At 69.2% G+C, this 14,226-nt stretch carries 13 protein-coding genes; 7 read left to right on the top strand and 6 right to left on the bottom strand.

Features of this window, described 5'->3' with window-relative positions:
* Positions 1 to 29 precede the first annotated feature (29 nt).
* Positions 30 to 1,184: an alpha/beta hydrolase gene (locus tag ACFVVM_RS19625; RefSeq protein WP_387620012.1), complete on the bottom strand. Its 1,155-nt coding sequence runs from the start codon at positions 1,182 to 1,184 to the stop codon at positions 30 to 32.
* Positions 1,185 to 1,349: 165 nt separating this feature from the next.
* Positions 1,350 to 3,104, bottom strand: a complete 1,755-nt coding sequence (locus tag ACFVVM_RS19620) for a protein kinase (RefSeq protein WP_387620009.1) — start codon at positions 3,102 to 3,104, stop codon at positions 1,350 to 1,352.
* Between the two features lie 150 nt (positions 3,105 to 3,254).
* Here ACFVVM_RS19620 and ACFVVM_RS19615 point away from each other — a divergent pair, with 150 nt between their 5' ends.
* Positions 3,255 to 4,397, top strand: a complete 1,143-nt coding sequence (locus ACFVVM_RS19615) for a metallophosphoesterase (RefSeq protein WP_387620006.1) — start codon at positions 3,255 to 3,257, stop codon at positions 4,395 to 4,397.
* Between the two features lie 18 nt (positions 4,398 to 4,415).
* On the opposite strand, the gene ACFVVM_RS19610 is transcribed toward ACFVVM_RS19615, so the two are convergent.
* On the bottom strand, positions 4,416 to 5,126 hold the full coding sequence (locus tag ACFVVM_RS19610) for an LppP/LprE family lipoprotein (protein WP_387620004.1): 711 nt from the start codon (positions 5,124 to 5,126) through the stop codon (positions 4,416 to 4,418).
* A gap of 253 nt (positions 5,127 to 5,379) precedes the next feature.
* Here ACFVVM_RS19610 and ACFVVM_RS19605 point away from each other — a divergent pair, with 253 nt between their 5' ends.
* Entirely contained in the window at positions 5,380 to 5,742 is a 363-nt protein-coding gene (locus ACFVVM_RS19605; RefSeq protein ID WP_387620001.1) for a PadR family transcriptional regulator, read from the top strand.
* Complete coding sequence (locus tag ACFVVM_RS19600) at positions 5,733 to 7,079, top strand: permease prefix domain 1-containing protein (RefSeq protein ID WP_387619998.1); 1,347 nt, start codon at positions 5,733 to 5,735, stop codon at positions 7,077 to 7,079. The genes ACFVVM_RS19605 and ACFVVM_RS19600 overlap by 10 nt, the downstream gene beginning before the upstream one ends.
* Here the strand turns inward: ACFVVM_RS19600 and ACFVVM_RS19595 are convergent.
* Positions 7,007 to 8,020: a GlxA family transcriptional regulator gene (locus ACFVVM_RS19595; protein WP_387619995.1), complete on the bottom strand. Its 1,014-nt coding sequence runs from the start codon at positions 8,018 to 8,020 to the stop codon at positions 7,007 to 7,009. The genes ACFVVM_RS19600 and ACFVVM_RS19595 overlap by 73 nt on opposite strands.
* Before the next feature lie 146 nt (positions 8,021 to 8,166).
* Here ACFVVM_RS19595 and ACFVVM_RS19590 point away from each other — a divergent pair, with 146 nt between their 5' ends.
* Positions 8,167 to 8,826, top strand: coding sequence for a DJ-1/PfpI family protein (locus tag ACFVVM_RS19590; protein WP_387619992.1), 660 nt, complete (start codon positions 8,167 to 8,169; stop codon positions 8,824 to 8,826).
* A complete protein-coding gene (locus ACFVVM_RS19585) occupies positions 8,823 to 9,128 on the top strand; it encodes a hypothetical protein (RefSeq protein WP_387619990.1) in 306 nt (101 codons plus the stop codon). The genes ACFVVM_RS19590 and ACFVVM_RS19585 overlap by 4 nt, the downstream gene beginning before the upstream one ends.
* A 71-nt stretch (positions 9,129 to 9,199) precedes the next feature.
* On the opposite strand, the gene ACFVVM_RS19580 is transcribed toward ACFVVM_RS19585, so the two are convergent.
* A complete protein-coding gene (locus tag ACFVVM_RS19580; protein WP_387619987.1) occupies positions 9,200 to 10,165 on the bottom strand; it encodes a GlxA family transcriptional regulator in 966 nt (321 codons plus the stop codon).
* Positions 10,166 to 10,278: 113 nt separating this feature from the next.
* Here ACFVVM_RS19580 and ACFVVM_RS19575 point away from each other — a divergent pair, with 113 nt between their 5' ends.
* Positions 10,279 to 10,746, top strand: a complete 468-nt coding sequence (locus tag ACFVVM_RS19575) for a cupin domain-containing protein (protein WP_387619984.1) — start codon at positions 10,279 to 10,281, stop codon at positions 10,744 to 10,746.
* A gap of 16 nt (positions 10,747 to 10,762) precedes the next feature.
* Here the strand turns inward: ACFVVM_RS19575 and ACFVVM_RS19570 are convergent, their stop codons facing one another.
* A complete protein-coding gene (locus ACFVVM_RS19570; protein WP_387619981.1) occupies positions 10,763 to 11,146 on the bottom strand; it encodes a DUF1304 domain-containing protein in 384 nt (127 codons plus the stop codon).
* Between the two features lie 141 nt (positions 11,147 to 11,287).
* Between ACFVVM_RS19570 and ACFVVM_RS19565 the strand changes: the two genes are divergently transcribed.
* On the top strand, positions 11,288 to 14,188 hold the full coding sequence (locus ACFVVM_RS19565; RefSeq protein ID WP_387619979.1) for a UPF0182 family protein: 2,901 nt from the start codon (positions 11,288 to 11,290) through the stop codon (positions 14,186 to 14,188).
* Positions 14,189 to 14,226: the final 38 nt, after the last annotated feature.

Genomic DNA, 14,226 nt, shown 5'->3' with positions numbered 1-14,226 from the left:
GGTAGCGGCGGTTTCCGTTGTGCCAGAGCCTACTTCGGTGGTGCCGCCGCAGGCGGCGGACCACCGGCGGGCGGTTCACCGCCACCGGGCGGCGGCGGTTGCGCACCGGCCGGACGCGGCGCGCCGACCTTGGACGCGATATCGGGCAGGATGCGGTTGGCGACCTGCTCCCAGTTGCCCCAGTTGTGCACGCCGATCTCGGGGAAGTCGTAGGTGACGTTGTCGTAGCCGAGTTCGTTGAGCCGCGCCTCGAACGAGCGGGTGTTGGCCAGCGCGATGGCTTCCAGCGGCATGCCCTGGATGATCGCGTCGGTCGAGGAGAGGTCCTGCTCGGCCGGTTGACCACTCCCCGCGGAGATGTAGAGGCGGGTGTTGTTCTCGATCAGCCTGTGCGCGAACCCGTATGGGTCCATCCGCTGCCAGGTCTCGCTGCCGATCGGCGCCATCGAGTCGATGTTGTAGCCGCCCGCGGCGATCATGGCGCCCCGCAGCGCCTCGCGCATTCCCGGCGCCGACATGTGCAGATAGCCCGACAGCGAACCGGCGTAGCCGAACTGCTCGGGATGGTAGGCGGCCAGCATCAGCGCGGCGCTGCCACCCATCGACAGACCGAACACGCCGTTGCGGGTCTTGCTGAAGCCGTACCTGGTGTGCAGCGCGTCGGGCAGCGTGGAGGTGAGGAAGGTTTCCCACACGTAGGTGCTGGTCTTGCCCATCGTCTCTTCGAAACCCGAGACGGCGGAACCGGAATCGGCGCTGGGCAGTCCGTTCGCGTCGGGGTTGACGCCGAAGAAGTTGCTCGGCCCCTGCCAGTCGACATAGAAGCTGGACATGCCGCCGACCGGCATCACCACATTGATGTTGAACTTGGCCAGTGCGGCCGGGATCTTGGTGTATTCCTCCCAGCCGTTGAGATCGGCCTCGGCGCGCTCACCGTCGAGCAGGTACACCACCCGTTCGGTGTTGCCGTCGGCCGCACGCAGGATGCGGGCCTTGACCTGTCCCATACTGGAATCGACGTACACATCGATGCCCGCCGGGTCCGGTTCGTAGGGCCCGGGCGCGGCCATCGCCGATGCCCCGAACGGCAGCAACGCGACCACCACGGCGCCGACCACGGTGCGCCGCAACCGGCTCGCTCTGTGTCGGCGCTGCGGCGCCCCTCCCCCGATTACGCCACGCATGATCTTCGTTCGACCCTTCCGTCTGTGCGGCCACGCCGCTTCCCCACGCCCTCCGCCGCGGTTCTGACGACCTGCGGACGGACCCTGCCGGGCAGCATAGCGCGATGCCGAACCGCAGAACACATCGAATTGTGATGTGAGACAGGTCGCTTCGCGGCCCAGCGGTCAGCTGCTCGGGGCGATCCCGAGGACGCAGAAACCTTGCGCGACGTGGATCAGCGTGAAGGTGACCGATGTGGAGGTGCCGTCCACGGCGGACGTCGGCGCGTCGATCCGCACGACCGAGTTCGTCGAATCGCGCACGGTGAGCGCGTGCTCGTCGAAGCGCCGGATGCCGGTGAGCGCGGCGCCGGGATCGGCGGCGTCACACAGCAGCGGATAGTCGGTCTCGACATCGGCCGGATTCACCGGGTCACCGACGACACGGCTCAGGTACCGCTCCACGGTGTAGCGGGCGTGCTCGTCGCCGAGCCGGTCCATCGTCCGATCGCCGACAACCGGACACCCGTAGTCGGACTGTAGTTCGTTGGGCGACAAGCTGACTCGGGTCCGATCGTTCTGCCACACCGCGCCGTACAGCCCGGGAATCCCCGGCCGGGCGACGGCGTCGACGATCTCGTCCACCGCGCCGTACATCCGGGGGATCTCCGACGGCGGGTGCGTCCAGCAGTTCCGGACGAGAGTCTCCGTGTTTCCGGCGACGACATCGGCGAGCCAGGGCCGCAACGTATTCGCGGCATCCGGATTGTTCGGCACGGCACCGATCGTGACCGGGCTTGTCGTGGTCGACGACGTGGCGGTGGTGCCGGGGTCGAGGTTCGATGGCACCCGATCACCCCTCACGAAGGTCACGATCACCGCGACCGTCGCCGCCACAGCAAGCACCCCTGCACCCACCAGAATCGCGCGTTTCCTCGTCGACCCCGCCACCGACGACCCGGCCGCAGACGACCCGGCTACCGACGGCCGAGCAGACTCCGATGGCCGAGTGGACTCCCGGGTCGGAGCGGAATCTGCAGGATGCGGCGAAGGGCCTGTCGGCGACGACAAATCCGCCGTGGTCTCGTCACTCCCCCGCGTCGCCGCGAACGCCGCCACGGCAGCTTCGGCGAGCGCGGCACAGGTGGGAAACCGGTCGGCCGGGTTCTTGGCCATCGCCCGCGCGATCACCGCGTCGAGGACGGGTGGCAGTGCCGGATCGGCGAGGGAAGGACGCGGTGGGGGTTCGAGCAGGTGTGCGCTGATCTGGGCGGCCGGGCCCTCGCGGGGGAACGGCACGAATCCGGTGAGGAGTTCGTAGAGCGTGCAGCCGAGGGCGTAGATGTCGGTGCGCGCGTCGAGGGGGCGGCCTTCGAGTTGTTCGGGTGCGGCGTAGGCGAGGGTGCCGAGGACCGAGCCCGCCGAGGTGAGCGCGGTCGTCTCGCCCATGCTGCGGGCGATGCCGAAATCGGTGACCAGGACCGCGTCGGTGCCGTCGTCGGCGCGGGCGACGAGCAGGTTCGCCGGTTTGATGTCGCGATGCAACAACCCCTGCCGGTGCGCGTGATCGATGCCCCGGGCGGCCTTGCGCACGATCCGCACGGCGCGCTCGGCGGAGAGCACCGTCAGGCCCTGCCGCAGCAGCTGGGCGGCATCGGAGCCGTCGACGTACTGCATCGCGATCCACAGCCGGTCGCCGTCCACGCCGCGGTCGTAGATCTGCACGATGTTCGGATGCTGCAGCCGGGCCGCCAGATCGGCTTCGCGTTCGAACCGCGCGCGAAAGGTCGGATCGGCGGCGAGGCGGGTGTCGAGCACCTTGAGCGCGTCACGGCGCGGCAGCCGGGGGTGGCGTGCCAGATACACCGTGCCCATTCCGCCGCCACCCAGTGTGCGTTCGATGCGGTACCCCGCGAGGGCTGCCCCGGCACCGAGCTCCATGACCGTTCCCCCTTCGACCTCACGACACCGGATCAGGCTATCGGCCGTCGCCGCCGGATTCTCGGCGATCCTCCTCCCGGAGCCGGACGCTAGGCTGGGTGGTCGATTCGTGGTCGCACCCCTGGGCGACCCTGCCCAGGACGGAACCCCGTGAAGCTCGCTGTGCAACTGCTGTTGTTCTTGCTGGTCCCCGCCGTGATGTTCGCGGTGCCGTGGTGGACGCTGGTCGCGGCGCCCACCGGCGGCAGCGGACCGCTGTTCCGGATCGGCACCGCGCTGTGTGTGCTCGGCGTCATCGGCCTGCCCCTCGCGATGTTCCTCGGCCACGGGCCGATGCAGTCCGATCCGGCGTCGATCATCGGTGACACGGCGCTGGGCGTGCTGTGGGTGGTGTTCTGCTGGTCGGTCATCGGCGTGTTCGTGCGCGGCGTGCTCGCGGTCACCGGGGTCGACGGCAGGCTGGCCGCGAAGATCGTCGCGGTCGGCGTGGCGGTGACAGCGGTCTCGCTGAGTTCATGGGGCGTGTACGAGGCGCGCAAGGTGCCGCAGGTGCGCACGGTCGAGGTCGCGATCCCCGGCCTGGACGACGGCATGGACGGGCTGCGCATGGTCGTGGTCACCGACACCCACTTCGCCGCGCTGGACCGGCAGCGCTGGTCGGAGCGGGTGGTGGACGTGATCAACGCGCAGAAGCCCGACATCGTCGCGCACGCGGGCGATCTCGCGGATGGCTCGGTCGCCAAGCGCAGCGCGCAGGTCGACCCGCTGGGCAAGGTCGACGCACCGCTGGGCCGGTTCTACATCACCGGCAACCACGAGTACTTCGGTGACGCCCAGGGCTGGATCGACCACATGGCCTCGCTCGGCTGGCAGCCCCTGCACAACGAGCACCGCACCGTCACCCGCGGCGAGGACCGGCTCGTCATCGCAGGCATCGACGACCCGACCGGCAAGTCCCTGCCCGGCCACGGCCCCGATCTGCCGCGCGCGCTCAACGGCGCCGATCCGGACGTGCCGGTCGTGCTGCTGGCCCATCAGCCCAAGCAGATCGTCGACAGCGCCGCCGCCGGGGTGGCCCTGCAGATCTCCGGGCACACCCACGGCGGTCAGATCTGGCCGTTCCACTACCTGGTCCGGCTCGATCAGCCGGTCGTCGCCGGGCTGAGCCGCCATGCGGCGAACACGCAGCTCTACACCAGCCGGGGTACCGGGTTCTGGGGTCCGCAGCTGCGGGTCTTCGCGCCGAGCGAGATCACCGTGCTGGTCCTGCGGGTGGAGCGCAACGCCTCCTGACCAGCACGGCGGACCGGGTCAGCGGTGCGGCTGGGTGACCTCCGGCGGCAGCGGGTCGCTCATCGCGACGCCCGAGCCGGTCCAGGTGTAGGTGATCGTGGCGGGGCCGCCCTGGGGTGCGGCGAAGGGTTCGTCGCCGACGAGCCACTTGTACTCGACGGTGACCGCGTTGTTGTTCGCCCCGGCCACATGGGTGAAGGCGTAGGCCTCCGAGGTGGCCGTGCCCAGGTAGGCGCCGTCGTGGAAGAACATGATGTGAATCGGGGCGCCCGCGGAGTTGCCGCCGACGGCGCGGACCCACAGCAGTTGTCCGCAGTCACCGGGCTGATCGGGCGAGGCCTGCACCGCGACCCAGCCGCCGCCGAATCCGGCGAGAGCGTTCTGCACGCCGGTCGAGGCGGGATCGATGCAGCGATCGGGGCCGCTGATGTCGTTGCCGGGCTGGGGGCCGGGGTTTCCGGCGGTCGGGCCGGGGTTTCCCGCCGTAGGACCGGGGTTTCCAGCGGTGGGACCGGGGTTTCCGGCCGTCGGTCCCGGATTTCCGGCCGTCGGGCCGGGCTGCTCGGCGGCCGGGGCTTCGGTCTCCGTGCCGGGCGCGGGCTGGGCCGAGGTGCTCGTCGCCACGCGGGACGTGGATGTGCCGGTGGCCGAACCACTCTCGTCGCTGCAGCCGACGACCAATGCCGCGGCGACCGCGATCAGCGCACCCATTCGCACGGTCTTCTTCATGATGTCCTCGATTCTGTATCCCCCGCGCACAGCGCGCGTACTGCTCACTCCATCGGGACGCTCGACGGGGCCGTTAGGCGATTTTCCGGGATTCGCACCCTAGGGTGCAGAATCATCACCCCCTGACCACCCGCACCGGAAAACGACGAATCCGGCCGGGGCACACCGATATTGACGCGCCCGCGGGACAGCCACGACGGCCATACATAGATCTGCTAGGTTATGACCTAGTGGTTCTAGGTATAGGAGTGCGATGCGGATCGACAAAGACCTCGTGGCGGCCTCGGCGACGCCGCTGGTCCTCGGCATCCTCGCCGAGGGCGAGTCCTACGGCTACGCCATCCTCGAGCAGGTCAACCGGCTCTCGCGCGGGCGCATGCAGTGGACCGACGGGATGCTCTATCCCCTGCTGCACCGGCTGGAACGGCTCGGCCACGTGTCCTCGACCTGGCGCGTGTCCGAGGGCGGACGACGGCGCAAGCACTACCTGATCACCGAATCGGGGCTGGCCGCGCTCGCCGAACGCCGCGCGCAGTGGACCGTGGTGGCCGAGGCGCTCGATCAGGTCTGGCGCACCGCCACCGAGGGGCCGACCACGGCGAAGGGATGGGCGTGATGGACACCGAGCTGCAGGTCCACATCGAGCAGTGGCGCGGTTACGTCCAGCGCCACCAGGCGATCTCGGTCGCCGACATCGACGAGATGGAAGACCATCTGCGCGAACAGGTTTCGAGCCTGCGCAACGCCGGGCTGAGCGATGACGAGGCCTTCCTCGTCGCGGTCAAACGCATGGGCAGCTTGGACGCCATCTCGCGCGAGTTCGCGCGCGAGCACTCCGACCGGCTCTGGAAGCAGCTCGTCCTGCCGCCGGAGTCCGAAGGCGATGCGCGGCAAGGGCATCGGGAGTTGATCGTGGTTCTCGCCTTCGCCCTCGGCGCGGCGATCACGGCCAAGATCGGTCTCACCCTGCTCGACGACGCCGCGCTCGGACTCAACCTCAGCCTGTTCGTCCTGCCGTTCCTCGCCGGGTATTTCGCCTGGAAGCGGCAGGTGAGTGTGCGGATCGGCGCGGCGCTGGTGGTGCCGTTCGCGCTGGCCGCGCTGGTGCTGAACTTCTATCCGTTCGAGCCGGGCGGGTCGACCGAGGTGATCGCCGCGATCCACGCGCCGATCGCCCTGTGGTTCGCCGTCGGCCTGGCCTATACCGGCGGCGACTGGCGCTCGGACCGGCGGCGGATGGACTTCATCCGGTTCACCGGCGAGTGGTTCGTCTATCTCACCCTGCTCGCCCTCGGCGGCGGGGTGCTGATCGGGCTGACGGTCGGCGCGTTCGAGACCCTGGATCTCGACATCGAGCACATCATCACCGACTGGGTGCTGCCCTTCGGCGCCGCGGGCGCGGTGATCGTGGCCGCGTGGCTGGTGGAGGCCAAACAGAATGTCGTGGAGAACATCGCGCCCGTGCTCACCCGGGTGTTCACGCCGCTGACCATTCTCATGCTGTTCGCCCTGCTCGCGGCGTTCGCGACCACGCGCAGCGTGATCGACGTGGACCGCAGCCTGCTGATCCTGATGGATCTGATCCTGGTGCTCGTCCTCGGCCTGCTGCTGTACTCGATCTCCGCGCGCGACCCGCTGACCCCGCCCGGCTTCTTCGACCGGGTGCAGCTGGTGCTGGTGATCAGCGCGCTGGCCGTCGACGTGGTGATGCTGGCCGCCATGCTCACCCGCATCGCCGAATTCGGGTCGAGCCCGAACAAGATCGTCGCGCTCGGGATGAACGTGGTGCTGCTGGTGAATCTGGTGTGGTCGGTCCGGCTCGGCATCGGTTTCCTGCGCGGAGCCCGCTCCTTCGCCGATCTCGAGCGCTGGCAGACCCGCTACCTGCCGGTGTACGGCGCGTGGGCCGCCGCGGTGGTCGTCGTCGTTCCGCTGCTGTTCGTCTTCGCCTGATCGGTGCCGGTGAAGGTGGCGCGGTAGTCGTTCGGGGTGACGCCGAGCAGGCGCCGGAAGTGGACGCGGAAGCTGCTCGGGCTGGTGAAGCCGACATGGCGGGCGATGCGTTCGACGCCGTGCTCGGTGGTCTCCAGCAGTTCCTGCGCGTGCCGGATGCGCACGCCGGTGACCCATTCCATCGGGCTCTGCCCGGTTTCGGCATGGAAGCGGCGGTTGAGGGTGCGCACGCTGGTGTGCGCGGCGGTGGCGAGGTCGGCCAGCGACAGGTCGCGGTGGGCGTTCTCCTCGATCCACACGAGTACATCGGCCAGTGAATCCGTGGCGTAGGTGGGCGGATTGCGGACGATGAACTGGGATTGGCCGCCGCCGCGATGCAGCGGTGCGACGGCGATCCGGGAGGCATCGGCCGCGACGGCGGCACCGTGATCGCGACGGACCAGGTGCAGGCACAGGTCGACGCCCGCGGTGGCGCCCGCCGAGGTCAGGACGGCGCCGTTGTCGAGATAGAGCACATCGGCGTCGACCCGCACGGCCGGATACTGCCGGGCCAGCGCCTCGGCGGCGCGCCAGTGCGTGGTGGCCCGCAGGCCGTCGAGGAGTCCGGCCTCGGCCAGGGTGAACGCGCCGACGCAGATCGACGCGATCCGGATGCCCTCGGTCGCGGCGCGGCGCAGGGCGGCCAGGACCTCGGGTGGTGTCGGCAGGTGCGGTTGGTTGCGGCCGGGGACGATGATCGTGTCGGCCCGGTCGAGTTCGTCGAGGCCGGCGTCGGTCGAGATGCGTAGTGGTCCGGCGTCGACGGTGGGGGCACTGCCGCACACGACGACGCGATAGGCCGGTCTGCCGTCGGGCAGTCGCGCACGACCGAAGACCTCGATCGGGGTGGCCAGATCGAAGGCGATCACATCGGGCAGTGCCACGACCGCGATGGTGTGCATTTCGCGATGGTAGCTGGACCGATGACTGTCATCGCTGGGTGACAAGAGTTGGCCATATTCAGTTGGATGATGGCACTCAGGCCACTTTCCGATAGCCGCGAGCGCCCCGACGATGGGTGGGGTCAGGACAACGGAAGGAACCGCCCATGCCGGTATCGGCCCAGATAGTGCTGTTCGACGGGTTCGACCCGCTCGACGCCATCGCCCCCTTCGAGGTACTCGCCGCGGGCAGCGACGCGCTCGGCGGTGACCTCGAACTCGAACTCGTCTCCGCCGAGGGACCGCGCCCGGTCGTCTCCGGGACCAGGGGTCTGGTCCTGACCGCGACGGCGACACTGGACCCGGACCGGGCGGGCTACGTCATCGTGCCCGGCGCCTCCGGCCCGGTCGACGGCGATCCGGACGACGGGGTGGAGACCATCCCCGTGCTGCTCGCCCGCTTCGCCGACAGCGCCGCGGCCCCGCTGCTGCGCCGGGCGCTGGACAATCCCGAGGTCACCGTCGCCACCGTCTGCGGTGGTGGGCTCGCGCTCGCGATGGCGGGACTGATCGAGGGGCGCCACGCCGTGACCCATGTGCTCGGCATGGACGTCCTCGAGGCCACCGGTGTCGATGCCGTGCGCGCCCGCGTGGTCGACGACGGCGATCTGGTCACCGCGGGTGGCGTCACCTCGGGTCTCGACCTGGCGCTCTACCTGCTCGATCGCGACTTCGGCCCGGCCATCGCCCGCGCCGTGGAGGAACTGTTCGAGTACGAGCGGCGCGGCACGGTCTGGCGCGCCGAGGGTCGGGTGCCGGTCGCATGAGCAACCTTGCTGGAACCTGGGATCTCGCGTTGAAGACGCCCGTCGGCACGCTCGCGGTCGAATACCGCTTCAAGGATCTGCGCGGCACCGCGACGAGCAAGGCCGAGACCGTTCCCCTGATGAACATCGTGACCACCGTGGCCGATGGCGTCGAGCGCGTCACCTGGCAGCAGCGGGTCACCAAGCCGATGCGGTTGAACCTCGACTTCGAGGTCGAGATCGACGGCGACACGATGACCGGATACGCCCGCGCGGGACGACTCCCCCACACCCGCGTGACCGGCCTACGAAAGTCGGCCTGACCGACGACCATCTGCGCGAAACTGCCTTGACCGCAGCACCTTTCGCCGCGTGGCGCTGACATCGCGCGCGATCACAACGCAGCGGCGATAGGTCCGCGAAAGGTCTTGCGGTAGGCCGACGGCGTGGTGCCGATCGCCCGCCAGAACTGTTCACGCATCGTGACCGCACTGCCGAATCCACTGAGTTCGGCGACACGTTCGATCGGCTGGTCGGTGGTCTCCAGCAGCCGCTGGGCCATCGCGATGCGCTGGGTGGCGACCCACGCGGCGACGCCGGTGCCGACCGATTCGCGAAAGCGGCGGGTGAAGGTGCGGCGGCTCATGTTCGCGTGGGCGGCGAGCCGGTCGACGGCGAGGTCCTCGTGGAGGTGCTCGATCGCCCAGCGCAGGGTGGCGGTCAGTGGGTCGCGCGAACCCGTTGCGGGTAAAGGATGTTCGATGAACTGGGCCTGGCCGCCCGCGCGATGCGGCGGGGTGACCAGGCGACGCGCGACCCGGTTGGCCAGCTCGGCACCGTGCTGTCGGCGCAGCAGGTGCAGGCAGGTGTCGAGCGCGGCCGTGGTGCCCGCCGAGGTGACGATGTCGCCGTCGTCGACATAGAGCGATTCCCGATCCAGTGCGACATCGGGGAATCGGCGGGCGAACACATCGGCCCACTTCCAGTGGGTGGCCGCGGGGCGGTGGGCCAGCAGGCCGGTGTCGGCGACGACGAACGCGCCCAGGCACAGGCCGACCAGCCGTGCGCCGTTGTCGTGCGCGTCGCGGATCGCCTCGACGATCTCCGGCGGCGCGGGCAGTTCGGGGTCGGGCCAGCTCGGCACGATCACCATCGACGCACCGGCCACCTCGTCGAGTCCGTGCCCGGTGGAGACGGTGAATCCGGCGGTGGTGGTGATCGGCGCCGCACCCGGTGTGCAGACCCGGATCTCGCACGGCGGCAACTCCGCCGAGGGCTGTTCCTCGCCGAACACCAGACACGGCACCGACAGGTGGAACGGGTTGATCCCGTCGAACGCCACGACGGCGATCACATCCACGACAACTCCTCCTTGGCCCGATTCCGTCGATTGTAGGCACACGCGCCACTGTCGACCGGCGAGCAGCCACGAGATCGTTGTCGTGACCTTGATTCACCCCGGAAAGGAACCCGATGCGCCGCATCATCCACACCACGCTGGCCGTCTTCGCCGTCGCGGTCTCGGCCACCGCGTGCAGCGACGCCACCACCGCCGCGAGCCCGGCCACCCCGGCGCCCACCGGCCCCGCGATCTCGTTCCCGGCCGACGACCTCGACTGGCGCGAGCTGCCCGACACCGGCGGGGTCCGGTACGCGAACGTACGCGGCGACCTGGCCGGGTCGGGACCGTACGAGGCCTTCGTCGAATTCCCTGCCGGAAAGGACAATCCGCCGCACACCCACACCAGCGACCTGCCCACCGTCGTGCTCAGCGGCACCTTCTACGCCGTCTTCGACGGCAAGCGCGTCGAGTACCCGGCGGGCTCGTTCTACACCCTGACCGCCGACGTACCGCATCTGAGCGGCTGCGCGCCCGGACCGACCTGTCAGCTGTTCCAGTACCAGAGCGACCACTTCGACCTGATCCCCACCACCGACTGATCCGGCGCGGGGCGGGTCACAGGCGCGCGATCACCAACGCGACGCAACCGATCAGCGGCGGGGTCAGCTGGATCAGGGCGGCACGGGCCTTGTCCGGCGAGGAGATCAGCAGCACCAGCCCCGCCGCCACCATCGAACCCGCCCCGGCCAGCACCAGCGCCAGCCCGATGCCCGCGTCGCCGAAGGCGGTGAAACCCATGCCGACCGCGGCGACAACGGCCAGGAACAGATTGTAGAAGCCCTGGTTGAAGGCCATTTCCCGGGTGGCCTCCGCCTCCTGCGCGGAGATGCCGAAGGTCGCCCTGGTGCGCGGTGCGGTCCACTGCACCGATTCCATGACGAAGATGTAGCCGTGCAGCAGCACGGCGATCCCGGTGAAGACCAACGCGACTGCCGTCATCGATCCGCCTCCCGACGTGGCCCGGCGAACGCCGTGCGCTGATCGTGATTATGACCCACGGTGACCGGTGGGGTCCGGGTAGAATCGCTGCCAGATGGCCAGCGTCGGCCGGATGGTCGGGTGTGGTCACGGGAGTGGCAGATGAGCGCACACGGCGGATCCGCTTCGACACAGCTGCCGCGCGGGCTGCGGCGGTCATTGATCGCGGTCACGGCGTTCTTCGTGGCGCTGATCATCGTGCCGCAGCTGGTCGGCGCCTACATCAACTGGTTGTGGTTCGGGGAAGTCGGTTATCGCGCGGTCTGGGTGACCGTGCTGTTCACCCGGATCACCCTGTTCGCCGTGATCGCCCTGTCGGTCGGCGGCGCCCTGTTCACCGCGATGTGGCTGGCCTACCGCTTTCGCCCCGCCTTCTTCCCCCGCGCGAAATCCGACGACCCGCTCGACGTGTACCGCCAGCTCGCGGCCAAGTGGCCGCTGCGCATCGGGCTCGGCATCGCGATCGGGCTCGGGCTGATCTGCGGCGCGATCGGGCAGGGGCGCTGGGAGACCGTGCAGTTGTTCCTGCGCGGCGGCACATTCGGCCAGCGCGATCCCGAATTCGGGCTCGACGTCGGGTTCTTCGTCTTCGATCTGCCGTTCTACCGGCTCGTGCTCAGCTGGCTGTTCGTCATCGTGTTCTTCGCCTTCGTGGCCTGCCTGGTCACCCACTACCTGTTCGGCGGGATCTACCTGCGCGGCAAGGGCATCGGGCTGACGCACGCGGCCCGCATCCAGCTCGCGGTCCTGGTCGGGACGTTCTTCCTGTTGAAGGCGGTGGCCTATTGGTTCGACCGGTACGCGCTGCTCACGAGCAGGCGGCGGGAACCGACCTTCGCCGGGGCTGGGTACACCGATGTCAATGCCGTGCTGCCCGCGCGATTCATCCTGTTCGCCATCGCGCTGATCTGCGCGGCCGCGGTGTTCTCCGCGCTGGTGATCCGCGATCTACGGGTGCCGGCGATGGCCGCGGCGCTGCTGTTGCTGTCCTCGATCGTGGTCGGTGGAGTGTGGCCGCTGGCGGTCGAGCAGTTCTCCGTGCGGCCCAACGCCGCCGATATGGAGAGCCCGTACATCGAGCGCAATATCCTGGCCACCCGGCAGGCGTACGGGATCGGCAGTGATCGGGTCGAGTATCAGTCCTATCCCGGCGTCGGGTCCGCGCCGCCGCCGCAGGTGCCCGCCGACCGGACCACCATCGCCAACATCCGGCTGCTCGACCCGCAGGTGCTGTCGCGGACGTTCACCCAGCAGCAGCAGCTGAAGAACTTCTACAGCTTCCCGGACAACCTCGACCTGGACCGCTACACCCTCGACGGTGACCTGCGCGATTACGTGGTGGCGGCCAGGGAGCTGACGCCCAGCGCGCTCAGCGGCAACCAGGCGCACTGGGTCAACCGGCACACCGTCTACACCCACGGCGACGGGTTCGTCGCGGCACCGGCGAATCGGGTCAACGCGGCGGTCAGGGAGGCCGGGGACGCCTCGGCCAGCAACAGCGGCTACCCGATCTACGCGGTCAGCGACATCGCCTCCCAGCAGTCCGGCAACCAGGTGATCCCGGTCGAACAGCCGCGCATCTACTACGGCGAGGTGATCGCGCAGGCCGACCCGGACTACGCCATCGTCGGCGGCGGCGACGAGCCACGCGAATACGACACCGACACCACCAAGTACACCTACACCGGCGCGGGCGGGGTGCCGATCGGGAACTGGCTCAACCGGATCGCCTTCGCGGCCAGCTACGCCGAGCGAAACATCTTGTTCTCCAAGGCGATCGGGCCCGAGTCGAAGATCATCTTCCATCGCGATCCGAGCACGCGGGTCGAGCGGGTGGCGCCGTGGCTGACCGTCGACAGCAATCCGTATCCGGCGGTCGTCGACGGCCGGATCGTCTGGATCGTCGACGCGTACACCACGATCGACGGCTACCCCTACGCGGCGCGGACCTCCCTGTCGGCGCTCGGCGGAGACGAACCGACCGCGCCGGGCTCGCGCCGCGAGATCTCCTACGCGCGCAACTCGGTCAAGGCCACCGTCGACGCCTACGACGGCACCGTCACGCTCTTCCAGGTCGACGAGCAGGACCCGGTGCTGGCGGCCTGGATGAGCGTGTTCCCCGGCACGGTCGAACCCGAGTCCGCGATCAGCGACGATCTGCGCGCGCACTTCCGGTATCCGGAGGACCTGTTCGTCATCCAGCGCGAGATGCTGGCCCGCTATCACGTGGACGAACCGCGAGAGTTCTTCACCAACAACGCGTTCTGGTCGGTGCCGAGCGACCCGACCTCCGACACCAATCCCCAGCAGCCACCGTTCTACGTGCTGGTCGGCGACCCGACGCCCTCGTTCCGGCTGGCCAGCGCGATGGTGGGCTTCCGCCGGGAGTTCCTCTCCGCCTACATCTCCGTGCGTTCGGACCCCGAGAACTACGGCAAGTTCACCATTCTGCAGCTGCCCACCGACACGCTCACCCAGGGACCGCAGCAGATCCAGAACTCGATGATCTCCGATACCAGGGTGGCCTCCGAGCGCACGTTGCTAGAGCGCTCGAACCGGATCCAGTACGGCAATCTGCTGACCCTGCCGATCGCCGATGGCGGGGTACTCTATGTGGAACCGCTGTTCACCGAACGGATTTCGACGAGCCCGAACGGGTCGACCTTCCCGCAGTTGGCGCGGGTGCTGGTGAGTTATCGCGAGCCAGGCACCGGCGGGGTCAGGGTCGGTTACGCACCCACCCTCGCCGAGGCGCTGGACCAGGTGTTCGGCCCGGCGACGGGCAATCTCGCCACCGCGCCCGGCGGCAGTCCCGCCGCGCCACCACCGCCCGGCCGACCGGAGACGACACCGGAGGAACCCGGCGAGGACGTGCCGACGAGCGCGCCGCCGATATTGGACGAGGCGGCGATCGCCCGGCTGGAAGCGGAACTGGATGCCGCCCGCCGCGCGCTCGACCGGCTCGAGCAGCAACTTGGTGAGGTGCTGCGGCCCGACGAGTGAGGCTCCGCCGCGTCTGGTGCGATCGGATCTGGCCGACG

Origin of the sequence: Nocardia sp. NPDC058176, assembly GCF_042883805.1 — a bacterium.
GTDB lineage: Bacteria > Actinomycetota > Actinomycetes > Mycobacteriales > Mycobacteriaceae > Nocardia.
Note: the sequence above shows the minus strand (reverse complement) of the source record. Positions and strands in the feature narration are given on the sequence as shown.